This is a genomic window from Limnohabitans sp. Jir72 (genome assembly GCF_003063575.1).
Taxonomy (GTDB): domain Bacteria; phylum Pseudomonadota; class Gammaproteobacteria; order Burkholderiales; family Burkholderiaceae_C; genus Limnohabitans_A.
In genome coordinates, this window is the sequence record NZ_NESC01000005.1 from 108,471 (window position 1) to 133,048 (window position 24,578).

The 24,578-nt window shown below is 61.2% G+C and carries 26 protein-coding genes; 15 read left to right on the forward strand and 11 right to left on the reverse strand.

Annotated elements, in window-relative coordinates:
- Window positions 1–65 precede the first annotated feature (65 nt).
- Both B9Z52_RS08500 and metW read left to right on the forward strand, forming a co-directional pair.
- A complete protein-coding gene (locus B9Z52_RS08500; protein ID WP_108413424.1) occupies window positions 66–1,226 on the forward strand; it encodes a homoserine O-acetyltransferase in 1,161 nt (386 codons plus the stop codon).
- Window positions 1,223–1,807, forward strand: a complete 585-nt coding sequence (gene metW / locus B9Z52_RS08505; RefSeq protein WP_108413425.1) for a methionine biosynthesis protein MetW — start codon at window positions 1,223–1,225, stop codon at window positions 1,805–1,807. The genes B9Z52_RS08500 and metW overlap by 4 nt, the downstream gene beginning before the upstream one ends.
- A gap of 35 nt (window positions 1,808–1,842) precedes the next feature.
- Here the strand turns inward: metW and B9Z52_RS08510 are convergent, their stop codons facing one another.
- From B9Z52_RS08510 to B9Z52_RS08520, 3 genes are read right to left on the reverse strand one after another with little or no spacing between them, the layout of a single operon-like run.
- The gene (locus B9Z52_RS08510; RefSeq protein ID WP_108413426.1) at window positions 1,843–2,379 is read right to left on the reverse strand and encodes a VOC family protein; all 537 of its coding nucleotides are present in this window, start codon (window positions 2,377–2,379) and stop codon (window positions 1,843–1,845) included.
- A 22-nt stretch (window positions 2,380–2,401) separates the two neighbouring features.
- Window positions 2,402–2,635, reverse strand: coding sequence for a DUF2783 domain-containing protein (locus B9Z52_RS08515; protein ID WP_108413585.1), 234 nt, complete (start codon window positions 2,633–2,635; stop codon window positions 2,402–2,404).
- An 11-nt stretch (window positions 2,636–2,646) separates the two neighbouring features.
- Window positions 2,647–4,302: an FAD-dependent oxidoreductase gene (locus B9Z52_RS08520; RefSeq protein ID WP_108413427.1), complete on the reverse strand. Its 1,656-nt coding sequence runs from the start codon at window positions 4,300–4,302 to the stop codon at window positions 2,647–2,649.
- Between the two features lie 191 nt (window positions 4,303–4,493).
- On the opposite strand from B9Z52_RS08520, the gene B9Z52_RS08525 reads away from it, so the two are divergent.
- From B9Z52_RS08525 to B9Z52_RS08535, 3 genes are read left to right on the forward strand one after another with little or no spacing between them, the layout of a single operon-like run.
- Window positions 4,494–5,273 (forward strand): FadR/GntR family transcriptional regulator, encoded by a 780-nt coding sequence (locus B9Z52_RS08525; RefSeq protein ID WP_108413428.1) that lies wholly within the window; start codon window positions 4,494–4,496, stop codon window positions 5,271–5,273.
- 25 nt (window positions 5,274–5,298) lie between these two features.
- A complete protein-coding gene (locus B9Z52_RS08530; protein WP_108413429.1) occupies window positions 5,299–6,093 on the forward strand; it encodes an SDR family oxidoreductase in 795 nt (264 codons plus the stop codon).
- Complete coding sequence (locus B9Z52_RS08535) at window positions 6,093–6,644, forward strand: lipocalin family protein (protein ID WP_108413430.1); 552 nt, start codon at window positions 6,093–6,095, stop codon at window positions 6,642–6,644. The genes B9Z52_RS08530 and B9Z52_RS08535 overlap by 1 nt, the downstream gene beginning before the upstream one ends.
- A 5-nt stretch (window positions 6,645–6,649) precedes the next feature.
- Here the strand turns inward: B9Z52_RS08535 and B9Z52_RS08540 are convergent, their stop codons facing one another.
- Window positions 6,650–7,072, reverse strand: coding sequence for a cytochrome c (locus B9Z52_RS08540; RefSeq protein ID WP_108413431.1), 423 nt, complete (start codon window positions 7,070–7,072; stop codon window positions 6,650–6,652).
- Between the two features lie 141 nt (window positions 7,073–7,213).
- Here B9Z52_RS08540 and B9Z52_RS08545 point away from each other — a divergent pair, with 141 nt between their 5' ends.
- Complete coding sequence (locus B9Z52_RS08545; RefSeq protein WP_108413432.1) at window positions 7,214–9,124, forward strand: PhoX family phosphatase; 1,911 nt, start codon at window positions 7,214–7,216, stop codon at window positions 9,122–9,124.
- Window positions 9,125–9,150: 26 nt separating this feature from the next.
- Here the strand turns inward: B9Z52_RS08545 and B9Z52_RS08550 are convergent, their stop codons facing one another.
- Together B9Z52_RS08550 and B9Z52_RS08555 are read right to left on the reverse strand one after the other, a co-directional pair.
- Complete coding sequence (locus B9Z52_RS08550; RefSeq protein ID WP_108413433.1) at window positions 9,151–10,587, reverse strand: NAD-dependent succinate-semialdehyde dehydrogenase; 1,437 nt, start codon at window positions 10,585–10,587, stop codon at window positions 9,151–9,153.
- Window positions 10,588–10,671: 84 nt separating this feature from the next.
- On the reverse strand, window positions 10,672–11,556 hold the full coding sequence (locus B9Z52_RS08555; protein WP_108413434.1) for a LysR family transcriptional regulator: 885 nt from the start codon (window positions 11,554–11,556) through the stop codon (window positions 10,672–10,674).
- 93 nt (window positions 11,557–11,649) lie between these two features.
- Here B9Z52_RS08555 and B9Z52_RS08560 point away from each other — a divergent pair, with 93 nt between their 5' ends.
- The 4 genes from B9Z52_RS08560 to B9Z52_RS08575 are packed head-to-tail and all read left to right on the forward strand — an operon-like array spanning window position 11,650 to window position 14,162.
- The gene (locus B9Z52_RS08560) at window positions 11,650–12,435 is read left to right on the forward strand and encodes a class III extradiol ring-cleavage dioxygenase (protein WP_108413435.1); all 786 of its coding nucleotides are present in this window, start codon (window positions 11,650–11,652) and stop codon (window positions 12,433–12,435) included.
- Window positions 12,436–12,447: 12 nt separating this feature from the next.
- Window positions 12,448–12,987 carry a cytochrome b gene (locus B9Z52_RS08565; protein ID WP_108413436.1) on the forward strand — a complete coding sequence of 180 codons (540 nt, stop codon included), beginning with the start codon at window positions 12,448–12,450 and terminating at the stop codon, window positions 12,985–12,987.
- 7 nt (window positions 12,988–12,994) lie between these two features.
- The gene (locus tag B9Z52_RS08570) at window positions 12,995–13,555 is read left to right on the forward strand and encodes a YceI family protein (protein WP_108413437.1); all 561 of its coding nucleotides are present in this window, start codon (window positions 12,995–12,997) and stop codon (window positions 13,553–13,555) included.
- Window positions 13,556–13,589: 34 nt separating this feature from the next.
- Window positions 13,590–14,162, forward strand: coding sequence for a YceI family protein (locus B9Z52_RS08575; protein ID WP_199222071.1), 573 nt, complete (start codon window positions 13,590–13,592; stop codon window positions 14,160–14,162).
- Between the two features lie 50 nt (window positions 14,163–14,212).
- Here the strand turns inward: B9Z52_RS08575 and B9Z52_RS08580 are convergent, their stop codons facing one another.
- Window positions 14,213–14,635 carry a hypothetical protein gene (locus B9Z52_RS08580; RefSeq protein ID WP_108413439.1) on the reverse strand — a complete coding sequence of 141 codons (423 nt, stop codon included), beginning with the start codon at window positions 14,633–14,635 and terminating at the stop codon, window positions 14,213–14,215.
- Between the two features lie 96 nt (window positions 14,636–14,731).
- Here B9Z52_RS08580 and B9Z52_RS08585 point away from each other — a divergent pair, with 96 nt between their 5' ends.
- Complete coding sequence (locus tag B9Z52_RS08585; RefSeq protein ID WP_108413440.1) at window positions 14,732–15,715, forward strand: tripartite tricarboxylate transporter substrate binding protein; 984 nt, start codon at window positions 14,732–14,734, stop codon at window positions 15,713–15,715.
- Window positions 15,716–15,793: 78 nt separating this feature from the next.
- Window positions 15,794–16,111 (forward strand): NIPSNAP family protein, encoded by a 318-nt coding sequence (locus B9Z52_RS08590; protein WP_108413441.1) that lies wholly within the window; start codon window positions 15,794–15,796, stop codon window positions 16,109–16,111.
- Between the two features lie 408 nt (window positions 16,112–16,519).
- Here the strand turns inward: B9Z52_RS08590 and B9Z52_RS08595 are convergent, their stop codons facing one another.
- Window positions 16,520–17,470: an SMP-30/gluconolactonase/LRE family protein gene (locus B9Z52_RS08595; protein ID WP_108413442.1), complete on the reverse strand. Its 951-nt coding sequence runs from the start codon at window positions 17,468–17,470 to the stop codon at window positions 16,520–16,522.
- A gap of 276 nt (window positions 17,471–17,746) precedes the next feature.
- Between B9Z52_RS08595 and B9Z52_RS08600 the strand changes: the two genes are divergently transcribed.
- From B9Z52_RS08600 to B9Z52_RS08610, 3 genes are read left to right on the forward strand one after another with little or no spacing between them, the layout of a single operon-like run.
- Window positions 17,747–18,211 carry a (2Fe-2S)-binding protein gene (locus B9Z52_RS08600; protein WP_108413443.1) on the forward strand — a complete coding sequence of 155 codons (465 nt, stop codon included), beginning with the start codon at window positions 17,747–17,749 and terminating at the stop codon, window positions 18,209–18,211.
- A 17-nt stretch (window positions 18,212–18,228) separates the two neighbouring features.
- Window positions 18,229–20,370 carry a molybdopterin cofactor-binding domain-containing protein gene (locus tag B9Z52_RS08605; protein ID WP_108413444.1) on the forward strand — a complete coding sequence of 714 codons (2,142 nt, stop codon included), beginning with the start codon at window positions 18,229–18,231 and terminating at the stop codon, window positions 20,368–20,370.
- Between the two features lie 16 nt (window positions 20,371–20,386).
- The gene (locus B9Z52_RS08610; protein ID WP_108413445.1) at window positions 20,387–21,412 is read left to right on the forward strand and encodes an XdhC family protein; all 1,026 of its coding nucleotides are present in this window, start codon (window positions 20,387–20,389) and stop codon (window positions 21,410–21,412) included.
- A 224-nt stretch (window positions 21,413–21,636) separates the two neighbouring features.
- On the opposite strand, the gene B9Z52_RS08615 is transcribed toward B9Z52_RS08610, so the two are convergent.
- Genes B9Z52_RS08615 through B9Z52_RS08625 form a run of 3 tightly spaced genes read right to left on the reverse strand, consistent with a single transcriptional unit; the run spans window position 21,637 to window position 24,532 of the window.
- Entirely contained in the window at window positions 21,637–22,671 is a 1,035-nt protein-coding gene (locus tag B9Z52_RS08615; RefSeq protein WP_108413446.1) for a DctP family TRAP transporter solute-binding subunit, read from the reverse strand.
- Window positions 22,672–22,709: 38 nt separating this feature from the next.
- A complete protein-coding gene (locus B9Z52_RS08620; protein WP_108413447.1) occupies window positions 22,710–24,008 on the reverse strand; it encodes a TRAP transporter large permease in 1,299 nt (432 codons plus the stop codon).
- Window positions 24,005–24,532 carry a TRAP transporter small permease gene (locus tag B9Z52_RS08625; protein ID WP_199222062.1) on the reverse strand — a complete coding sequence of 176 codons (528 nt, stop codon included), beginning with the start codon at window positions 24,530–24,532 and terminating at the stop codon, window positions 24,005–24,007. Before B9Z52_RS08625 ends, B9Z52_RS08620 begins: the two co-directional genes overlap by 4 nt.
- Between the last annotated feature and the right edge of the window lie 46 nt (window positions 24,533–24,578).

Consider the following 24,578-nt stretch of genomic DNA (forward strand, 5'->3'; position numbering starts at 1 on the left):
GCTAAAGAGGTAGAGCCCAACCCGGTATCGCTTCTTCAGCGTTATCGGGTTTTTTCATTTTCGCCATGCGCTTGATTGCCACACCACAGTCGATGACTTTTGAAGCCGCTTTGCATTTGCAAAGCGGTGCGTCCATCCGTGGCTATTCGCTCAGCTACGAAACATACGGCACGCTCAACACCGACAAGTCCAATGCGGTGCTGATCTGCCACGCGCTGAACGCCTCGCACCATGTGGCAGGGGTCTATGCCGACCAGCCGAACAACGTGGGCTGGTGGGACAACATGATTGGCCCGGGCAAGTCGCTGGACACCGACAAATTCTTCGTGATTGGCGTGAACAACCTGGGCTCCTGCTTTGGCTCCACCGGTCCCATGCACGTCAACCCCGACACGGGCCGTGTGTACGGCGCCGACTTCCCGGTGGTCACGGTGGAAGACTGGGTCAACGCTCAGGCCCGCTTGCTCGACGCCTTGGGCATTGAACAACTGGCTGCCGTGATGGGCGGCAGCTTGGGCGGCATGCAGGCCTTGAGCTGGACGCTGCAGTACCCCGAGCGCATGAAACACGCGGTGGTGGTGGCCAGCGCCCCCAACCTGAACGCCGAGAACATCGCCTTCAACGAGGTGGCGCGCCGCGCCATCGTGACCGACCCGGACTTTCACAACGGCCACTTTTACGAGCACGGCGTGGTGCCCAAGCGCGGCCTGCGCATCGCCCGCATGATCGGCCACATCACTTACCTGAGCGACGATGTGATGAACGAGAAGTTCGGACGCGAGCTGCGCAATGCCGTGAACAGCGCCACCGGCTACAAATACTCCACACAAGACGTGGAGTTCCAGATCGAAAGCTACCTGCGCTACCAAGGCGACAAATTCAGCGAGTACTTCGACGCCAACACCTATTTGCTGATCACTCGGGCGCTCGACTACTTCGACCCGGCGCGCGCCTTTGGCGGTGACCTGTCGCAAGCCCTGGAGCGCGCCATCTGCAAATTCTTGCTGGTGAGCTTCACCACCGATTGGCGCTTCTCGCCCGCGCGCAGCCGCGAAATGGTCAAAGGCCTGATCGACAACCGCCGCGACGTGAGCTACGCCGAGATCGACGCACCGCACGGCCACGACGCCTTCTTGCTCGACGATGCAAGGTACATGAACCTCGTGCGCGCCTACTTTGAACAAATCGCCCAAACCCTGACGCCCAACAGCGGAGGTGCCGCATGAGCGACCCCTTGATCATGCAAGCCATTGCACGCCTGGTGCCGCACGGCGCACGCGTGCTGGACTTGGGCTGTGGCGACGGCACCCTGTTGGCCCATTTGCAAGAGCACAACGGTTGCACCGGCTACGGTGTGGAGCTGGACGACGCCAACGTGCTGGCTTGCGCCAAACGCGGCGTGAACGTACTTCAACTCAACCTGGACCAAGGCCTGAAGGTCTTTGCCGACCAGTCGTTTGACGTGGTGCTGCAGATCGACACGCTGCAACACCTGCGCAACGCCGAGGTGATGCTGCGCGAGACCGCCCGAGTGGGCAAGATCGGCATCGTGGCCTTCCCCAACTTCGGGCACTGGTTCAACCGCCTGAGCGTGTTGCGCGGGCGCATGCCGGTCACCAAGCGCTTGCCTTACCAGTGGTACGACACGCCCAACATCCGCGTAGGCACTTATGCCGACTTTGCCGACCTGGCCCGCAAGAACCAGCTGCAAGTGCTCGATTCATTCGGCCTGCAACATGGCCAGGAAGTGCGCGTCTTGCCCAACCTGATGGCGGGCACGGCGGTCTTCAAATTGCAGCGCAGCTGAAATGCGGCGGGCGCAAGCCGCACCCGCCACCCAACTCAAGCGGTGAATTCCTGATCGTGCATCCACGCGGCGTGCTTGGGCGCGCGCTTGGTTTTGCTCCACTCTTCGAGCATGTCCCATTTGCATTCGTCGAGCTTTTGGTACATCTCGGGTGTGCCCACATCGGTGGCCAACTCCAGGCGGTGGCCATTGGGGTCAAAAAAGTAAATGCTCTTGAAAATGGTGTGGTTGGTCGGGCCCAGCACCTCCACGCCGTTGGCTTGCAATTGCGCCTTGGCTTCTTCGAGCGCCTGCAGGCTGTCGACCTGGAAGGCGATGTGTTGCACCCACTCGGGCGTGTTGGTGTCACGCCCCATCTCGGGTGCATTGGGCAACTCAAAAAATGCCAGCACGTTGCCTCCCCCCGCATCCAGAAAGACGTGCATGTAGGGATCGGGTGCCTTGGTCGAAGGCACAAGATCTTCGGCGATCGCCAGCACAAAATCCATGTTCAGGTTTTTGACGTACCAATCGACCGTGGTCTTGGCGTCTTTGCAGCGGTATGCCACGTGGTGCATGCGGTTGATTTTCATAGGGGTCTCCTTGCTCAGGGTTTCAGCCAGCTGCGCGGGCTTGTTGCAAAGCCTCGCGCAAAACTTTCAAATCGCCAATGTGATTGGCCAACAACAGGATCAAGCGGGCATTGAGTGCTTCGCTTTGCTCGTCACTCAAGCCGTTGTGGGCGTCGATCAGGTGTTCGTAAAACTCATCACCCGGCGAAAAGTCACGGAAGAAGCGGCGGCCCGCCTCGTGAAAGTTGGGATCGGTTTTCAGTGCAGACGTGTTCATGTCCATCCTCCTCAGGCTTTGCAAATGGCGCGGGCCACAGCCGCTTGCAAGGCCGCTGGATTGAGTTGGCGCCAGCGGGCAAGCACGTGCTGATCAGGGCGCAGCAAATACGCCGTGCCGACTTGGGCGTCGTAGCGCTTGGCCATCCAGCCCTGCACATCAAGCACCACCGTCCAGCCCGGCACACTCAGCGCGACAGGTGACACGATCAAGGTGTTCACTGGCACGGCGCTTTGCTGGAAGGCTTGCAAGGTGGCCAAGGTCTCGGCGGTGGGAGCGGCATCGACAAACAGCAGACACTGGAAGCCTTTGCCCACCTGATCGAGCAGCCAGGCATCTTGTCCGTTCACTTGCACGGGTGCGTCGTCCATCGGTGCACCGGGCACCATCTGGCCTTCAAAGGCGTCGGTATCGGGGGTGTTGAGCACCGAGTCGGTCAAGAAAGACGGCATGGACAAACGACCCGAGTTGACCAGCTTGCGCGCAAAGGGGTGGTGCTTGGCCAGCGCCAGCACCTGGTTGCGAAAGGTCTTGCTGGTGCGGCTCTTGGGCGTGATGAAGTCGGTCGAGCGCGTCGAGTTCATGATGTTTTCGTCGGCCGCAAACTGGCGATCGTGTGCATAGGTGTCGAGCAACTTGTCACCGGCCTGGCCCTTCATGACCAGTGCCAGCTTCCACATCAAATCGTCCACATCCTGAAAGCCCGAATTGGCCCCGCGTGCGCCAAAAGGCGAGACCTGGTGCGCCGCGTCGCCCACAAACAGCACGCGGCCGTGGCGAAAGTCGGTCATGCGGCGGCACTGGAAGGTGTAGATGCTGACCCACTCCAGCTCAAACGGCCGCTCGTCACCCAGCATGGCCTTCAGGCGCGGGATGACTTTTTCGGGCTTCTTTTCTTCCTCGGGGTCGGCGTCCCAGCCCAGCTGAAAGTCGATGCGCCAGACGTTGTTGCTTTGCTTGTGCAGCAGCACGCTTTGGTTGGGGTGAAACGGTGGGTCAAACCAGAACCAGCGCTCGGCCGGGTAGTCGGCTTTCATGATCACGTCGGCGATCAAAAAGCGGTCCTGGAACACGCGGCCTTCGATGTCCAAACCCAAATGGCGGCGGATCGGGCTGCGCGCGCCGTCGGCCACCACCAGCCAATCGGCCTCAATGTCAAACGTGCCTTCGGGGGTTTCCACCGTCAGCGTGGCGTGGTCATCGTGGCGCGTGACGGCGGTCACCTTGTGCTGCCAGCGGATGTCGGCACCCAACTCCAGTGCACGGGCAATCAGCATTTCCTCGACGTGGTACTGCTGCAGGTTGATCATGCCCGGGCGCTTGTGACCGGCATCGGGCACCAGGTTGAACTGGTACACCTCGTCTTCTTCCAAAAAGGTACGGCCAATGTTCCAGCTCACGCCCAAGCCGCAAGCCTCGTCGGCAATGCCCAAGCGGTCCAAAATTTCGAGCGAACGCTTGGCGTAGCACACCGCCCGCGAGCCGACCGAGACGGTTTTGTCGTCGTCCAGCACCAGCACCTCGAGACCTTGCAAGCGGGCATCGATGGCCGCAGCCAGTCCGACAGGCCCAGCGCCAATCACGATCAAAGGCTTGCGCTGCGGTGGCGTCGTCATCCATTCGGTGGACGATTTGTACGGATAAATCGGGTTGACGTAAGCACCCATGCGTGGTCTCCGGCAGTGTGAAAAAGCACCCCTGGGTGCAAAACCCGTAATTTACCATTGATAAATCAATTTACCTATCCGTAATTTTAAAAACCAAAAAATCGATCCCAACTTCAGCGCTGTCGCCTGACGCTCAGCAAAGAAAAACCACTGCGGCTATGCTTTGACTTGTTTCTTTGTATGACAACCCCATGAGTCAACACTTCACCCCCGTCTCCAGCGGTGCACGCCTGTCCGATCAGGTGGCCGAGCAATTGGCCGCCGAAATCAAGCAAGGCCGCCTGCAGCCCGGCGACAAGCTGCCCACCGAAGCGCGCCTGGTCGAGCAGTTTCAGGTCAGCCGCACGGTGGTGCGCGAAGCGGTCTCGCGCCTCAAATCGCTGGGGCTGGTGGACTCGCGCCAGGGCAGCGGGGTGTTTGTCAACCAGCACCTGCCGTTTGCGCCTTTGAACTTCGAGGCCCAGCTGGCCGCCTCACAAGAGGCCGTCATCCAGATGGTCGAAGTGCGGCGTGCGCTGGAAGCCGAAGTGGCCGCCTTGGCCGCGCAAAGGCGCACCAACGCCGATGTGCGCGCCATTCGCCAAGCCGTCAAAGCCCTGGACGATGCGGTGCAAGCCGGTCGCAACGGGGTGACCGAAGATGTGAGGTTCCACCGCGCCATCGCGGATGCAGCCCGCAATCCTTTTTTGCTGCAAACGCTGGAGTACCTGGGGCAGTTTTTGCATGGCGTGACCGAAGTCACCCGTGCCAACGAAGCACGCCACGTGGACTTTGCCAACGACGTGCAAACCGAACACCTGGCCATCGTGACAGCGGTGGAAGCGGGCGATGCCGACCAAGCGCGCCAAGCCGCCGCTGCGCACATGGGCAATGCCATTGTGCGCATTCGCCGAGCAGACCCGGCCTTCTGGCAACAAGTAGGCGAGCGTTTGGCGCAGCCCCTGATCAAAGGTTTGCGCAGCACCACTTAACCCCATTCACTGCAAAAGGTACCCCATGGATCTCCAGCTTCACAACCAACACATCCTGATCACCGGCGGCAGCAAAGGCATTGGCTTGGCCTGCGCGCAGGCCTTCTTGCAAGAAGGCGCCAAGGTGTCTCTTGTCTCGCGTGACACCGCCAACCTGGAAAAGGCCCGTCAAAGCTTGCAAACCCAATTTGCATCGGACCGCATCCACACCGTGGCCGCCGACCTGCGCGACGCGCAGGCGGCCCTGATGGCGCTCGACTCGGCCGAAGCCGCCTTGGGTCCGGTGGATGTGCTGGTCAACTCGGCAGGCGCTGCCAAACGCACCCCCGCACCCGAGCTGACCCCCGAGGCGTGGCAGGACGCCATGCAAGCCAAGTACTTCACCTACATCCACATGATGAACCCCGCCATCCAGCGCATGGCCGCACGGGGCACCGGCAATGTGGTCAACGTGGTGGGCAACGGCGGCAAAGTGGCCAGCCCGATCCACCTGCCCGGTGGCGCAGCCAATGCGGCCTTGATGCTGGCCAGTGTCGGACTGGCTGCCGCCTATGGCCCCCAAGGCATCCGTGTGAACGCCATCAACCCCGGCCTGACGCGCACCGACCGCCTGCAAGAAGGCATGGTGGCCGATGCCCGCAACCAAGGCATCAGCACCGAGCAAGCCATGGCCCAAGCGGTGGCCCGCATCCCGATGGGCCGCATGGCCGAGCCCGAAGAGATCGCCAACGCGGTCGTCTTTTTGGCCTCGTCCAAGGCCAGTTACATCACCGGCATTTGCATGAGCATGGACGGGGCGCTGAACCCGATCGTGGTGTGATGGCCCGCCTGACAAGCGCCAAGCGCTTGGCCCTGGCCGCTTGCCTGGGACTGATGGCCGCAGCCGCCTGGGCGCAACCCGCGCCTTTGGCGACGGTGCCTTCGGTGGACGTGCCCCGCTACATGGGCACCTGGTACGAGATCGCCAAGTACCCCAACTGGTTCCAAAAGAAATGCGTCAGCAGCACCAGCGCCACCTACAGCCTGCAAGCCGATGGCCAGGTGCAGGTGCTCAACCGCTGCAAAACCGCCAAAGGCGAGTGGAGCGAGGCCCTGGGCCAGGCGCGCCAAATCGGCCGCGCCAACTCGCCCCGCCTGCAGGTGCGCTTTGCGCCCTCGTGGCTGTCCTTCATTCCCTTGGTGTGGGGCAATTACTGGATCATCGACCTGGACCCGCAATACCAATGGGTGGTGGTCAGCGAGCCCAGCCGTGAGTATTTGTGGATCCTCTCGCGCACGCCCGAGTTGCCCGCAGCGACTTACCAAAGCCTGCTCGACAAACTGGCCGCCAACGGCTTTGACCTTCAGCGCATCCAGACCAGCAGCCCTTGAGTCATTCAGGGCAGTTGAAGGGTTTTGAGGAACATCAGCAAAGATTGGATCCGGTCTTGGGCCGACCACTCCGCCGTTTGGGGCGAATCGCCCGGCTGCGTCATGGCGCGTTGTTTGAACACCTGCCCCCACACCGGCATGTCGCGCCAGCCGTGCGGCCCACCGTCACCCGACCAACGGCCATCGATCAGCTCGGCCAGTCGGTCTTCCTCGAATCGCCCACCATTGCGCTGGGCGATGGTGCGCAAGTCGGTCGGCGGCTTGACCAGCCAAGAACTCAGCGGCCCATCGCCTTGGCCCGCCTTGCCGTGGCAACTGGCGCAGTTGTCCCGAAAATCGGCCCGGCCCAGCGCCGCCGATGTTTGCCCTGCAGCGGCCAGCGGGATCGCCAGCATGACGGCGCTCAGCCAATGAAGTGAGGGGTGCATGGGTGGATCCTTTCAGGGCCCCATGGTCCGATAGCCACCGCGTCTCGTCGGTACGCCAACGCCCCAAGTCGCGTGCATTCACGCAACGGTCACTGACCTGGGTTATCTTTTCGGCTTGATTTGAAAAAGCAGGAGCCCCGCATGTCCAAAGACTTCTCCACCATGGAAGACAGCAACCGTTCTGGCAACGCCTCCATCCACGACCAGATCGCGGCCTTGCCACTGAACCGCCGCACCGTGATGAAAAGTGCGGGCCTGGCCAGTTTGCTGGGCTTGTTGCATCCTTTGGCGGGCTGCGCCAACTTAGGCGCAGGCCAAGCGCGCTTGGGCTTCACCGCCATCCCGCCGGGCCAGACCGATGCGCTGGTGGTGCCGCCCGGCTACGTGGCGCAGGTGATTGCCCGCTGGGGTGAGCCGGTGGGCATCGCAGGCAACATGCCGGCCTTTCGCACTGACGGCAGCAACAGCGCGGCCGACCAGGCGGTGCAACTGGGCATGCACCACGACGGCCTGGCGTTCTTCCCGATCAACGGTTCGTCCACCCACGGCCTGATCGCGCTCAACCACGAGTACACCGATGACGGCTTGCTGCACCCCGACGGCTTTGAACCGATGAACGCGGCCAAGGTCAAAAAGTCGCAAAACGCGCACGGCCTGTCGGTCTATGAAGTCAAGTTCAATGGCCAAGCTTGGGAGATGGTGCGCCCATCCGCCTACGCGCGCCGATTCACCATGGACACCCCGTTTGACATGTCAGGCCCCGCCGCAGGCCACTACCTGCTGCGCACCGCCGCCGACCCGCAAGGCCGCACCACACTGGGCACGCTCAACAACTGCGCCAGCAGCGCCACGCCTTGGGGCACGTATTTGTCGGGCGAAGAAAACTGGATGTTCTATTTCGGCGGCGGCAAAGACATCAGCGCCCACCACAAGCGCTGGGGCATGAACGAAAAAGGCCTGTACGGCTGGGAACGTTTCGACCCGCGCTTTGATGCCACCCAAAACCCCAACGAAGCCAACCGTTTTGGTTGGGTGGTCGAGGTGGACCCGATGGACCCGACCAGCACCCCCGTCAAGCGCACGGCTCTCGGCCGCGCCGCGCACGAGGGCGCTTGGGTGGCCCTCACGCAAGACCAACGCGCCGTGGTCTATTCGGGCGAAGACGCCCGATTTGAATACATCTACAAATTCGTGAGCTCTGGCCGCATGCAGCCCGGCGGCGCCAAAGCCAACCGCCATCTGCTGGACGAAGGCACGCTGCATGTGGCCCGTTTTGATGCCAACGGCCAGGGCCAGTGGCTGCCGCTGGTGCACGGCCAAGGCCCCTTGACGGCGGCCAACGGTTTTGCCGATCAGGGCGAGGTGCTCATCAAAGCCCGCCAAGCCAGTGACTTGCTGGGCGCCACCAAGATGGACCGTCCCGAATGGCTGGCCATCGACAAGGCTTCACGCTGGGTCTATTGCACGCTGACGAACAACAGCCAACGCGGCGCACCGGGCAAGCCCGGTGTGGACGCGGCCAACCCCAGGGCCAACAACAGCATGGGCCAGATCATCCGCTGGCGTGAAGCCGGGGACTTTGACGGCATGAACTTTGAATGGAACCACCTGCTGCTGGCCGGTGACCCGGCCAACGAACGGGCCGAAGCCAAGGGCAATGTGAAGGGCGACATCTTGGGCTGCCCGGACGGCTTGGGCTTCAGCCCCAACGGCCTGCTGTGGATCCAGACCGATGCCCACGCCACGCAGATGTACAAGGGCGAGTTCGCCCGCATCGGCAACAACCAGATGCTGGCCTGCGACACGGCCACCGGAGAAGTTCGCCGCTTTTTGACCGGCCCGACCAACTGCGAGATCACCGGCGTGAGCTTCACGCCCGACGGCCGCAACCTGTTCATCAGCGTGCAGCACCCGGGTGAAACGCCCACCGACCGCAGCGACCCCAAGCAGCCACAAAAATACTCCAGCTGGCCCGACCACCAGCCCGATGGCCGCCCCCGCTCTGCGAACGTGGTGATCCGCAAGATCGACGGCGGCGTGATTGGCACTTAAAGCCCGACCCGTTGGTCGGACTTCGCTCAAGCGTTGAAGATCGAGACCGTTTTGGTGTTGAGGTACGCGTCCAGCGCTTCGGGGCCGCCTTCGGAGCCGTAGCCCGAATCTTTGATGCCGCCAAAAGGCAACTCGGGCCAAGGGGCGGCGGGCTGGTTGACCCAGAGCATGCCCACTTCCAGGCGCTGGCTCAGCAGGTGCGAGGTCTTGAGCGAGTTGGTGAAGGCATAACCCGACAGACCGAAAGGCAGGCGGTTGGCTTCGGCGATGGCGTCTTCGATCTTTTCAAATGTGCGGATCGCGGCAATGGGGCCAAAGGGCTCGTTGTTCACCACATCGGCGTCCAGCGGCACATGCGACAAGACCGTGGGCGCAAAGAACAGACCTTCGGTGCCGATGCGTTCACCACCGGCCAGCACCTTGGCGCCTTTGGCGCGGGCGTCTTGCACGATCGCTTGCATGGCCACCAAACGGCGCTCGTTGGCCAAGGGGCCCATTTGCGTGCCGGCCACCAAGCCATCACCCACCTTGAGCGACTGGGCATGCGCCGCCATCAGTTGCGAGAACTCTTCAGCGACTTTGTGGTGCACCAAAAAGCGCGTGGGCGAGATGCACACCTGACCGGCATTGCGGAACTTGGCCGCGCCCGCCGTCTTGACCGCCAAAGCGATGTCGCCGTCTTCGGCCACGATCACCGGGGCATGACCGCCCAGCTCCATGGTGGCGCGCTTCATGTGCTGACCGGCCAAGGCCGCCAGCTGCTTGCCCACAGGCGTGGAGCCGGTGAAAGTGATTTTGCGGATGACGGGGTGCGCGATCAGGTAGTTGGAAATCTCGGACGGTGTGCCGTAGACCAAGCCAATCACGCCTTCGGGCACGCCGGCGTCTTGGAAGGCGCGGATCAGCTCGGCGGGCGATGCAGGGGTTTCTTCGGGCGCTTTGACGATGATCGAGCAACCGGTGGCCAAGGCGGCGGACATCTTGCGCACCACCTGGTTGACCGGGAAGTTCCAAGGTGTGAAAGCGGCCACAGGGCCCACGGGCTGCTTGAGCACGTTTTGCTGCACGTTGATGTTGCGCGGCGACACGATGCGGCCGTACACACGGCGGCCTTCTTCGGCAAACCATTCGATGATGTCGGCCGCCGACATCACTTCGACCTTGGCTTCGCCCAGGGGTTTGCCTTGCTCTTGTGTGAGCAGCTCGGCAATTTTCGGTGCGCGTTCGCGCATCAGGGCGGCGGCTTTGCGCATGATGGCACTGCGCTCGTTGGCGGGCGTGTCGCGCCAGATCTCAAAGCCCTTTTGCGCGGCTTGGGCGGCACGCTCCAGATCGGCCACACCGGCGTGGGCCAAGCGGCCAATCTCGGTGCCGTTGGCGGGGTTGAAGACGGGCAGGGTGCGGCCGCTTTCGGCGTCGCACCATTGGCCATTGATGAAAAGCTGGGTGTTGGGGTATGTCATGGTCTTGTCCTAATGAATGCCTGCATCGGCAGTGGGCGCATTGTGTCCGAAATGGGTCTGGCGTGCGTCAAGCACGGGACACGCTCAAGGCCGCAAGGACTTGGCCAAGTGCTCGATCAGCACGTTCACCCGGTGCGGGATGTAGCGGTTGCTGGGCAACACCGCATAGATGCCCAACGGGGGCGGGGCAAAGTCTTGCAAGAGCTCTTGCACCTCGCCGCGCGCCAAAAAGGGCTCGGCAATGAAGTCCGGCTGGCGCGTGATGCCCAGACCCTGTGCGGCCGCTTGCGTGAGCGCCACACCATTGTTAGACCGGATGCGGCCACGCACCGCAAAAGCGCTGACCTGCCCCGCATCGGCATAGGCCCAGGTAGCGGCGTTCATGGTCATGGAATAGATCAGGCATTCGTGGTGCCGCAATTGGTCGGGGTGCAGCGGCTGACCATGCTCTGACAAATAGCCGGGCGAGGCCAGCGTGAGCAAGCGGCAATCGCCCAGGTGCCGCACGATGTCGCCCGGCTGCAAATCGGCGGTGATGCGGATCGACAGGTCGATGCCTTCTTCAATCAGGTTGGCGCGCTGGTCCGAGAAATCCATCATCAGCTCGATGTGCGGCTGCAACTTGGCGAACTGAAGCAGCGAGGGCATGAGCCGCTGCAAGCCAAAGCTCAGCGGCAAGCCCAGCCGGATGCGCCCGCGCGGCACGGCTTTTTCTTCGTCCAAGCTGGCCTCGGCAGCATCCACCATGTTGAGGATGACGCGGCACTTTTCGAGGTAGGCCGCCCCGGCAGCGGTCAGCGTCAGGCTGCGGGTGCTGCGCGTGATGAGCTTGACGCGCAGTTGCTTTTCAAGTGCTGCGATCTGGCGCGTGATGACCGAGCGCGCCACCTGCAGCTGGTCGGCCACGGCGGTGAAGCTGCCCGCTTCGGCCACGCGCACGAAGGTTTGCATTGCATCGAGTTTGTCCATTGTTGCTAATTTTGCAACAAGTATTTGCGCATTGACTACTTTTTCTAATCATGGGCAAGACCTACAGTCACCCCATCGAAAGCGAAAGCACCCATGTCCACCCCCCGATCTGTCCTTTTTGTGCCCCACGGCTCGCCCATGTTTGCCCTGAACCCCGGTGCTGCGGGTGCGGCCATGAGCCAGTTGGTGCCTCAGCTGGGCACGCCCCGCGCCATCGTGGTGGTCAGCCCGCACTGGGAAACCGCCGAGCCCACCGTGGGCTTTGCCACCCGGCCCGAGACCCTCCACGACTTTGGTGGCTTTGACCCACGCCTGTACCAAATGCAATACCCCGCCACCGGCTGCCCCGAAGCCGCTGAGCAGGTGGTCGCCGCCTTGCAGGCCGCAGGCTTGCCTGCCGCGCAAGACGCCCAGCGCGGCCTGGACCACGGCGCTTGGACGCCCTTGCGCCAAATGTTTCCGGATGCCGACATACCCATCGTCCCCCTGTCGGTTCAAAGCCATCTGGGCCCGGCACACGCCTTGCGCGTGGGCCAGGCGCTGGCAACACTGGCCGAGCAGAACATCCTGATCGTGGCCTCGGGCAATGTGACGCACAACCTGCGCGACTTCATGACGGTGAGCATGCAAGGCGGCGCCACGCCCGCCTATGTGCAGGCGTTTGCCGACTGGGTCCACACCCACATGGTGCAGCGCGATGTGTCCGCTTTGCTGAACTACCGCCAACAAGCATCTGGCCAACGCGCCCACCCCACCGACGAGCACTTGCTGCCTTTGTTCACCGCTTTAGGCGCTGCGGGCGATGGCGCACAGCCAGAGGCTTTTTTTCGCGGTATCAGTGACCATGTGATCGCCATGGATGGCTACACTTTCCACTGAACAGGACACACGATGAACACCCACTACACCCCTCTTGCCAAAAGCCTGCACTGGCTGATGGCGCTCATGGTCTTTGGCCTGCTGGCCTTGGGCTTTTACATGAGCGACCTGCCCTTGTCGCCCGACAAATTGCAGCTGTATTCTTGGCACAAATGGGCTGGCGTCACCGTCTTTGTGCTGGTCTGGGTGCGTTTGGCTTGGCGCATCACGCACCGTCCACCGGCCTTGCCAAGCAGCATGTCGCCCCTCATGCAATGGGGCGCGCATGCAGGGCACTTCATGCTGTATGCGCTGATGATCGCCATCCCTTTGAGCGGCTGGTTGATGAGTTCGGCCAAGGGCTTTCAAACCGTCTGGTTCGGCGTGCTGCCCATTCCGGACCTGATCGGCAAAGACAAAGCGCTGGGCAAATCGCTCACTGAACTGCACGAGGCCTTGAACATCGGCTTGTTGCTCTTGATCATCGGTCATGCGCTGGCCGCAGCCTTCCACCACTTTGTCCACAAAGATGACACACTGCGCCGCATGTTGCCCCGCAGCACCAAGCACTGAGAACACCATGAACATTTTCAAAACCCTGGCGCTCGCCGCCACCGCCTTGTCCCTGCAGGTACAAGCCGCCCCTTACCAGACCATCGTGCCCGCCAAAAGCAGTGTCACGTTCAGCTACAAACAAATGGGCGTGAGCATCGACGGGCGCTTCAAGAAATTCGCCGCACAAGTCAACTTTGACCCCGCCAAAGCCGATGCCGCCAAAGCCAGCTTTGACGTGGAACTGGCCAGCGTGGATGCTGGATCGAGCGAGGCCGATGACGAAGTCGTCACCAAGTCCTGGTTCAACGCTGCCGCATTCCCCAAAGCCAGCTTTGTGGCCAAGCAGTTCAAGCCCACCGCGCTCAACCAATACGAAGTCACCGGCAGCCTGACCATCAAGGGCCAGACCCGCGAGGTGAAGTTCCCCATGAAGCACACCGCGCAAGGCAAAGACGGTGTGCTCAGTGGCAGCTTCACGCTCAAGCGCGGCGACTTCAACATCGGCGAAGGCATGTGGGCCAAGTTCGATGTGGTGGCCAATGACATCCAAGTCAATTTTTCCCTCACCGCCCAACCGGGCAAATGAATTTCAACCCAACGGAGTACAACCCATGACATCTTTGAAAAAACTCGCCGCCGCATTGGCCTTCGCATCGGTCGCCACTGGCTCGGCACTGGCCGCACCGGTGACTTACAACGTGGACGCGAACCACACCTTCCCGCGTTTTTCGTATGTGCACTTTGGCTACTCGACCCAGTTGAGCAGCTTCAGCAAAACCAGCGGCAAAGTGGTGTTTGACGCCGAAGCCAAAACGGGCTCGGTGGACATCGAGATCGACATGACCTCGGTCAACACCGGCTCGGTGGACTTCAACGGTCACATCCAGGGCGAAGACTTCCTGGACACCGCCAAATTCCCCAAGGCCACCTTCAAGTCCAGCAAAGTGGTGTTTGAAGGCGACAAGCCCAAGTCTATCGAAGGCAACCTGACCATCAAGGGCGTGACCAAGGCCGTCACTTTGACCGTGACCGGCTTCCAAGCCATGCCACACCCCATGATGAAAAAGCCTGCTCTGGGCGCCAACGCTTTCACCACCATCAAGCGCACCGAGTTCAATGCGGGCAAATACGCCCCTTACGTCGGTGACGAAGTGCGCATCGACATTTCGATTGAAGCCGTGGCAGCCCAGTGATCCACTGAGCCACAGACCCGGCACACCGGGTCATACACAGACCAAGCCCCTCAGGATGCGCGATCGTTCTCAGGGGCTTTGTTGTGGGCAACGACCAAGTCGGCCTGCACCGCCCGCACGCGGTCATCGACGTAGTAGCCGCCGTACTCGGTGTACTTGAGCAGCACCCGGCCGCAGGCTCCACAGCCAAACACATCGCAGCGGTTGTACGGAAAAAACGCCGGCGCAATCGGCGCATCGGCCGAGTCGTAGCGGGTCTTGTTTGGGTGGAACTCCTCGTAGGTCGGCTCGGGGCCAAAGCGGTCGGCCGACCACAAACTGCCCAACAGCGTCACGTGCTTTGCAGGCCAGCGCTGGCCGGGCACGCTCTCCCACGCGGCGCAAGCGCCCATGCCGCAGGTGCAGTCCCGGGACGGCTTTTGGGCCAGTGCTTTCAATTGTGCGGCCTGCAAGGGGACTTGATCTGTGCTCATGGGTCAAAGCTCGGTGGTTTGCCGCCATTGTGAACGCCCGCGAGCTGGACCCACTGCGGTGCCAGTTAGTATGTGCAGACCTGACCAAGGATCTGCATGTACGCTTCGACCACCCGCCGCCAATGGCTGACACAAACCGCCGCGCTGTCGGCAACGCCCTGGTTGGCCCAGGCCGATACATGGCCCAACAAGCCCATGCGTCTGGTTGTGCCCTTTGCCCCCGGTGGCAGCTCCGAGATCGTGGCCCGCGCCGTGGCCGGTGAAATGGCCAAGGGTCTGGGCCAGAACGTGTTCGTGGACAACAAGCCCGGTGCAGCGGGCAACATCGCCATGCAGGAAGTGGCGGGCAGCACCGACGAGCACACCCTGGTGTTGGGCCACATCGGCACGCTGGCGGTGAACCCCTACATCTTCCCCAAGCTGCCCTATGACGCCAACAAGGACTTTGTGCCGATCACGCTGATCTCCAAAGTGCCCAGCCTGTATGTGGTGCACCCCGACCTGCCGGTCAAGAACCTCAAGGAATTCGTGGCCTATGCCAAGTCCAAACCCGGCCAGCTGAACTACGGCTCGGCGGGCAACGGCAGCGCAGGGCACCTGGCTTTTGAATACCTGAAGATGGCCACCGACACCTTCATGTTGCATGTGCCTTACCGCGGCACCGGCCCCATGCTGACCGACCTGATGGCCGGCCGTTTGCAAGCGGCCGCTGTGGGCGCACCCGCGCTGCTGCAGTTCATCAAGGCGGGCAAGCTGCGGTGCATTGCCACCGGCACCAGCACACGCCTGCCACAACTGCCCGATGTGCCCACCGTGGCCGAGCAAGGCTACAAGGGCTTCGAGATGACGCAGTGGTACGGCCTGCTGGCCCCCAGCAAATGGCCCAAGGCGCACATCGACCGGCTAGAACAAGAAGCCGTCAAGGCCGCACGCAGCAAGGCCGTCAGCGACAAACTCAGCCAGGACACCGCCCTGGCCGTGGGCAACACCCGCGCAGAATTTGAAGCCTTTATCAAGCAGGAACAGGCCCGCTGGAAACCCGTGATTGCACGGGCGAAGATCGTGCCGGAAGGGGCCTGAAAGGGTTTGTCCCAAGTCGCATTTCATGAAAACTTGTCTACAACCATAGGCTTTGATCCACCCTTATAGAAAGCCCCTATGGCCATTTATGAACTGCGCACCTACTCGGCCATCGTTGGCAAGATGGGCGAGCTGACCGCCCTTTACACCAACGAAGGCTGGCCGGCACTGGCCAAGCACCCGCAAAAACTGGTGGGCTATTTCACGGGCGACATCGGCGCCCTCAACGAACTGATCCACATCTGGAAGTTTGACGACGACGCCGACCGCCGCGCATTTTGGGCAGGTGTGTTCAGCGACCCTGAATTCATGGCCTTTGCCGCCAAGATCCGCCCGCTGATCCGCGAACAAAACAACAAACTGATGCTGTCTGCACCCTGGGGGCCTAAGCCCTGATGCGCAGCTGAAGGTGCCAGTACACGTGAGCGATGGCGTGGGGCCGACCCATCTTGTCGGCCCCACCCGGACACTGCCTTCAGTTCACCACCGAAGTACCCGCTGAGGACAAAAAAGAAGCCCACTGTGCGGTCATTTGGCATTCGCTTTTGCAAATTATTAAGACCATTCTTAGGTCGCAAAGACGGTGCTGTACAGCTGTAAAACAACAGTCTGGTGATGAACGCGACGGCATGACGCATCTCGGATGCGACATTCGAGCGAATTTTCTCTCTGCAATCAAGTCGAAAAGTGTTCCAAAGAGCAAGAATGGTGCACTTGCTGAAATGCAAAAATCTCCACGCTCAAATTTTCACCCCTCATGCCAAAACCCTCAGCATGAACATCACTGGTCAATGACCATACTCGTCACTTCGCGACAAAGCTGTTGACCCCCAACCCCGCCACATCCATCCGCATCGCAAACAGGCAGCCCGCATAGGGGTGCTGCAGCAACTCTTGCGGGCTGCGACCTTGGCGGGATGTGGTGATAAACAGGGTCTTGAGGTCCGGGCCGCCAAAGCAAGGCATGGTGGGGCAGGGCACCGGGGTTTTGACTACGGTCAACACTTTGCCTTGAGGCGACAAGCGAAGGAGACGTTGGCCTTCGTATTGGGCGCTCCAATAACAGCCTTCGCTGTCTACAACGGCGCCGTCAGGGCGGCCTGCGTAGGGCGCCTCATCACCCCAGGCCCAGTCAGCGGGTTTGGGGCTCATTTGATGGAACACGCGCCCGGCGCTCAATTGGCCAGTGGTCGCATCAAAGTCAAACGCCCTTACCTGGTGGGCGGCCGTATCGGCCCAATAGGTGGTGCGGCCATCGGGTGACCAAGCCAGCCCGTTGGCTGTGATCACGCCATCCTGCGCGCCGCCCATCATGGTGTGCAGGCCTTGGCCGTCCAGCATGTAAAGCACGCCCAGCGCTTGGCCTTTGGGCTCGTACAGACTGCCTGCCCAAAAGCGCCCTTGGGCGTCGCACTTGCCGTCGTTGAAGCGCTGTTTGGTGCTGTCATAAGGCGCTGCGGTCACTTGTTGCAGCGCTCCCCCCCACTCACGGGCCAAATAAATGCCGTCACGCCGAGCGACGATCAAACCACCGCCCTGCACGGGCGCGATGCAGCCAGGCTCTTCGGCCATGGGCCAGTATTCAACAGCGCCATGCGCTTGCATCTGCCCCTTGATCGTCAGGCGCGCCAGCCTGCGACCGGGAATATCCACCCAGTACAGTCGGCTTTCTTGTGGATGCCAAAACGGCGATTCGCCCAAGCCGTCCGGTACGGTGGTGACCGCTTGCCAGTGGGGGGGGGGTTGTGGGGTCATGAATGAAGTCTGTGAAGCATGTTGTTGATTTTGCCCCTCAAGTAGAACTTGCAGCCTTGTGCCGGGGGGGCTGTAACTCAAAAGAACCCTTTGTCTGCCAACCGGTTGCGCACCGCTATGCAAAAAATCTCATACGGGGAAAAGCGTGAAAACTGTCGCATTTTGCAAATATGAAGCATCGAGCCCTGAAAGCAAGGGTTTACGTGGAATGGAATTCGCCCAACTTTGAGTCATTGTGAGAGGGTCTGTAAACAACACCGCTTTGAGGAGACTTTGATGAGCGTGAATTTCCAAGTCAATGGCAAGCCCGCCCAGGCCAATGCCGAAACCGATACCCCGTTGTTGTGGGTATTGCGCGACGAATTGGGCATGACGGGCACCAAATTTGGTTGTGGTGCAGCCCTTTGCGGTGCCTGCACCGTGCATGTCAATGGTGAGGCCGTGCGCTCTTGCCAGACGCCTTTGAGCACCGTCTCTGGCAAAAAAGTGGCCACCGTGGAAGGTCTGTCCAAGAACAACACGCACCCTCTGCAAGTGGCTTGGATCAAGCACGATGTGCCCCAGTGCGGTTACTGCCAGTCCGGCCAACTCATGAGTGCAGCCGCCTTGCTGGCCAAAAACAAAAACCCCAGCGATGCCGACATCGACAACGCAATGAGCGGCAACATTTGCCGCTGTGGCACATATCCCCGTATCCGCGCCGCCATCAAAGATGCTGCCGCCACGATGCGCAAAGCCTGAACCGCCGGAGACTTCACATGATCAATACATCAACCTCTCGTCGCTCATTTCTGAAAGCCGGTGCAGCAAGCTCCGGCGGCTTGCTGATGGCCGTCACCCTGCCAGGCACATTGGGCCAGGCCATGGCCGCAGGCACTTTGCACACGCCCAACGCTTGGGTGCACATTGCTGATGACAACACCATCACGATCCTGAGCGCCCACTCCGAAATGGGTCAAGGCGTCTACACCTCCATGCCCATGCTGGTGGCTGAAGAGCTGAACGTGGACATGAGCCAAATCAAGGTCACCGACGCTCCTCCTGGTGCGGTTTATGTGAACGCTTTGCTCGGCGCACAGATCACCGGGGGCTCCACCTCGGTACGCGGCAGCTGGGAAAAACTCCGCATCGCCGGTGCGCAAGTGCGCGAAATGCTGATCTCGGCCGCCGCTGCCGAATGGAACGTAGACCGCAGCCAACTCAAGGCCGACAAAGGCATGGTGCTGGGCCCCAACGGCAAGAAAGCCACTTACGGCTCTTTGGCCGGTGCCGCGTCCAAGTTGCCCGTGCCCGAGAAGCCCGCCCTCAAGGACCCCAAAGATTTCCGCATCGTGGGTAAGCGCACAAAGCGCGTAGACACCCCAGCCAAGACCAACGGCACGGCCGAATTCGGTATCGACGTCAAGTTGCCGGGTATGGTTTACGCCACCGTGCAGCAATGCCCAGTGATTGGCGGCAAGGTCAAGAGTTTTGACGGCGCACAAGCCAAGGGCATGCCCGGCGTGCAGGCCGTGGTGCAAATCAGCGACGGTGTGGCCGTGGTGGCTGACTCCTGGTGGCGCGCCAAAAAAGCCATGGAAACCGTCAAGGTACAGTGGGACGAAGGTGCAGGTGCCGCATTGAGCACAGCCTCCGTCATCGACGGCACGCGCCAGGCGGCCAAGTCTGGCAAAGTCATCGCGATCACCAAGCCCCAAGGTGATGTGGCCGCCGCCCTCAAGGGCGCAGCCAAAGTGGTCGAAGCCGAATACGTCTCGCCCATGCAATCGCACTCCCCCCTGGAGCCAATGAACTTCACGGCCCATGTGCAAGGCGACAAGATTCTGCTGATTGGCCCAACCCAGTTCCAGCAAGGCGCACAAGGCGCTGTGGCTGCCGCCCTGAAGGCCAAGCCTGAAGACATCACCCTGAAAACCACCTACCTCGGTGGCGGCTTCGGTCGTCGTCTGGAGCTGGACTTCGTGGTGCAAGCTGCGGAAATCTCCAAGGCCGTGGGCAAGCCCGTCAAGCTCTTGTGGACACGCGAAGAAGACATGATGCATGACTACTACCGTCCTGCCGGTGTCAACCAGCTCAAGGCCGGTCTGGACGCCAACGGCATGCCTGTCGCCATGCACTTCAAGGTGGCTTCGCAGTCGGTCACGCAACGTGCTTTTGGTCTGCCCAAAGACACGCTGGACCCCTTCATGGCTGAAGCCGCTGTCACGGGCTACAACATCCCCAACACTCAGCACGACTTGATCATCCACGACACCGGTGTTCGCGTCGGTTACTGGCGCGCCGTGAGCCACAGCATGAACGCCTTCGCCAACGAAAGCTTCATTGACGAGTTGGCCAAAACCGCAGGTCAAGACCCTTATGCCTACCGCATGAAAATGCTGGCTGGCAAAACGCGTTATGCCAACGTGCTGAAACTGGCCGCCGAAAAAGCGGGCTGGGGCAAGCCACTGCCCAAGGGCCATGCCCACGGCATTGCCTTGATGGAAGGCTACGACAGCTACTTGGCCGAAGTCGCCGAAGTCAGCCTGAACAAGGACGGCAGCGTTCGCGTGCACAAAGTCACCGTGGCCGCCGACGTGGGCCACATGGTCAACCCCGATACGGTGGAAGCCCAGTTGCAGTCCAGCATTGCCTTCGGCGTGGGTGCGGTGCTCAAGCACCAGATCACCATGGTCAATGGGCGCGTGCAAGAGACCAACTACAACAGCTACGAGCCTGTGCGCATGTACGAGTCGCCCCAGATCGACATCGTGTTGGTCAAGAGCACTGAAAAGCCTGGCGGCATCGGCGAGCCCGGCACGGCCGTGGCTGCGCCTGCCATTGCCAACGCAGTGGCCGCGTTGACAGGTAAGCGGGTTCGCAGTCTGCCCATCACGGCCGACGCATTGCGCACCGCCTGAGCCCACGGAGCGTCGGATGGAAAGTCTGGATTTACGTGTTTTGTCCGACGTGCTGGCCTGGAGACAGGCCAGCCACCGTGTGACCCTGGTCACCGTGGTGGAAACCTGGGGCAGCGCCCCCAGGCCCCCCGGTGCCCTGCTGGCTGTGCGTGACGACGGTGTGGTCAGCGGCTCGGTCTCTGGCGGTTGTGTGGAGGACGATCTGATCGCCCGCATCAAGGCCGGTGAGTACGAACATCTGAAGCACCCGTCCATGGTCGCCTATGGCGTGACCAAAGAAGAAGCCTCGCGCTTTGGCCTGCCGTGTGGCGGCACCTTGCGCCTGGTGCAGGAACCTGTGCAAGACACAGGCTGGATTGAAGAGATTTTGAAGCGCACCAGCGCCCATCAGCTGGTCGCTCGCACGCTGTCCTTGAAGGACGGCTTGGTGACGCTGAGCGATGCCCGCCGCAGCGACGCCCTGGCGTTTGACGGCATCACATTGACCACCTTGTTTGGCCCGCGATGGCGTCTGCTGCTCATTGGCGCAGGGCAACTGAGCCAGGCCGTGGCGCAGATGGCCCAGTCGCTCGATTTTGAGGTATTGGTGTGTGACCCACGCGAAGAATATGCGGCCACATTGCAAATGAACCATGTGACCCGCGTGATGGGCATGCCCGACGACGTGGTGGTGGCCATTGAGCCCGATGCCCACACCGCCGTCATTGCCCTCACGCACGACCCCAAACTCGATGACATGGCTTTGCTCGAAGCCCTCAATTCCCAAGCGTTTTACGTCGGCGCCTTGGGCTCACGACGCAACCAGGCCACCCGCAAAGTACGCTTGGCCGAGCACTTTGGCCTGAGCGAAGAAGCCTTGGCGCGCTTGCATGGCCCCGTGGGGCTGAGCCTGGGTGCCAAAACACCGGCCGAAATCGCCATCTCCATCGTGGCCGAAATCGTGCTGGTCAAAAACAGCGCCATGCAAAGTAGCGGCGAAGCCGTCGCCCTGAGCAGCCTGGACATCGGCAACTCACGCATCACCGCCTGCGCGATCGGCTGATTGCTTGGGTCATGATAAGTCGGACTCTGCGAGTGCCGACTCGCAGAGGAGCTTCTTCGCAGCTTGCAGGCTTGAGCCCGGACACAATGTCTGCGCTGAAGCAAACATTGTCGGAGCTGAAGCTCCGACGAAGCACTACAACTGAGCCTCTTCGCAGGTCGGTGATCAAAGAACCCGACAAGAAACCGCGTGGCCAGCAACGTTGATGCTGGCCACGTCAGGCATCACTTCTTGCGTGCGGCGATCGCGTCTTCGGCTTCTTTCACCAGGGCCACGCCCACGGTGTTTTTCCACTTCTCGTACACAGGACGGGTCACTTGCACAAAGGCCTCGCGCTCAGCAGGTGTGAGGTGCGTGACCGTCACGCCCATGGCGGCGATGTCTTTGAAGGCGGGCTTGTCGGCTTCGGTCAGGCCTTTGCGGGCGATGACGATTTCCTGCTTGCCTGCGTCGATGGCAGCCTGGCGCACGATGGCTTGGTCAGCCGGTGTCCACGAAGCCCAGATGTCCTTGTTGACCACGAAGATCAAGGGGTCAGCCACATAGCCCCACGAGGTCACGAATTTCTGACCGACGTTTTGCATCTTCAAAACGTTGAACAGGAACAGCGGGTTCTCTTGACCGTCCACCGCGCCGCTGGACAGCGCGGGCTGTGCATCGGCCCAGCTCATTTGTGTGGGGTTGGCCCCCATGGCGCTGAACATGTCGGAGTAAATGGGCGAGCCCACCACACGAATTTTCATGCCCTTGAGGTCGGCTGGCGACTTGATCGCACGCTTGGAGTTGGTCACTTCGCGGTAACCGTTCTCACCCCAGGCCAGTGGCACAACGCCGGATTTGTCCAGCGTCTGGAAAATCTTCTTGCCCACCGAGCCTTGGGTCAACGCGTCGATGGCGGCGTAGTCGGGCATCAAGAAAGGCAGCGAGAACAAGTTCAGTTCTTTCACCTGGGGCGACCAGTTGATGGTCGAGCCCACGGCCATGTCGATCACGCCTTGGCGCAGGGCGCTGAATTCACGGGTTTGGTCACCCTGGATGAGCGAGACGCCGGGGTACAGCTTGATGTTGATGCGGCCCTGGGTGCGTTCTTTGACCATGTCAGACCAGAGCTTGGCGGCTTGGCCCCAGGGCGTGGGTGGACCCAGCACGATGGACAGGCGGTATTCGGCTTTGTAATCGGCCGCAACAGCAGGGGCCGAGAATGCACCCAAAGCGGTGGCAGCAGCCAGCAGGCTGAGCAGGTGACGGCGAAGTTTCATGAAAAGTCTCCTTGTTTTGAAAAAGTACAGCGGCAATCTTAATAGCCCATCTGGCGCGGCAACCACAGGGCCAGCTCGGGCCAGGCGATCACGGCCAGCATGACCAGGAACATCGAGAACAGCATCCAGCCAACCCAGCGCACGGTTTCTTCCATGCGCACACCCGCGATGCGGCAAGACACCATCAGGTTCACGGCCAGCGGCGGGGTGAATTGACCCAGCGCCACTTTGAGCGTGAGGATCACGCCAAACCAGACCGGGTCCCATTTGTAGAACTGCACGATGGGCCACAAGAGCGGCACAAAGATCAGGAAGATGGACACGCCGTCGAGGAACATACCGACGGTGATGAGCATGAGGATGAGCAAAGCCAGAACGCCATATTCACCCAGACCTGAGTTGACGATGGCGTTGGTGACCGGATCGATCACGCCCAGCGTGGACAGTGAGAAGGCAAAGATGCCCGCCAGCGAGACCACCAACAAGATGACCGCCGACAGCTCACCCGATTCGCGCAAGATGATGAACAAGTCGCGCGGCTTGATGGTGCGGTAAATCACCATGCCGACAAACAAACCATAGAACACGGCCACCACCGCGGCTTCGGTGGGCGTGAACCAACCGGCGCGCATGCCGCCCAAAATCAAAATGGGCGCAGCGAGGCCCCAGGTGGCTTCGACAAAGCTTTTCCACAATTCGGGACGCGGCAAGCTGGCTTCGTGCGCACCCATCTTGTGTTTGCGGGCCATCCACACAGTGGGCACGATCAAGGCAATGCCCGCCAGCACGCCGGGGATCATGCCGGCTGCAAACAAGGCCGGCACCGAGGCGCCGGGCACCAGCACCGAGTACACGATGAAGGCCACCGAAGGCGGAATCAGAATGTCGGTGGCGGCCGCCGCGCCGACCACGCTGGCCGAAAACGCCGCAGGGTAACCGGCCCGCGACATGGCCGCGATCATGACCGCACCCACCGCTGCCGCATTGGCGGGACCTGAGCCTGAAATGCCGCCCAGAAACATGGCCACCACAATCGCCACCAAGGGCAACATGCCGGGGCCACGGCCCACGATGGCGACTGCAAAGTTGACCAAGCGCAAAGCGACACCTGAGCGGTCAAAGATCGAGCCGACCAACACGAACATGGGGATGGCCAGCAGCGGGTATTTGCCCAAACCGGCGTAGAAGTTTTGCGGCACAGCCAAGAGGCCATACCACTGCGCATCGCCATTGGCCAAGGCAATGCAGGCGGCACCGGCCAGACCCAAGGCCGCACCAATCGGCACGCCCATCAGCATCATCACCACGAAGGCGGTGAACAGGAGCGTTGGGATCATGACTGGCGCCCCCGTCGGATGAACAGGCCCAGCGCGCGACCCGCAATCGCCGTCGACAAGACGGGCAGCCAAATGGTGTACCACCACTGCGGAATGCCAATGCCCGGCGAGGTCTCGCCAAAGCGGAAGTCGTCCCACACCACACGGGCGCTGAGCACGGCGATCAGGGCAAACAGGGCGAACACCATGATCGCGCCAAAACGGGCCAAGGCACGTTGGCGTTTTTCAGAGCCGCTGTCGGCAAAGTACTCGATGCGGATCTGTCGATTGCGTGCCACCGATGCGGAGCCCGCCACCAGCGCCAGCACGATCATGAGGAAAACCGAGAACTCTTCGGTCCAGGCAAAGGACTGGTCAGTGAAATAGCGGACCAGCACGTTGGCAAAGGTGATCAGGGACAGCAAGCCCATCACGATCACGGTGAGCCAATCTTCAATTTGGAGAGGAACGAGCGTTTTTTCGTCCGCGTCCTCGGACAGGACATCCGCTGCTGCAGCGTTGTCGACTTCTTGGGTTTTTGACATGGGAGGAATGCGAAATATGACGGGGCACTTTACCACCGTCATTTGC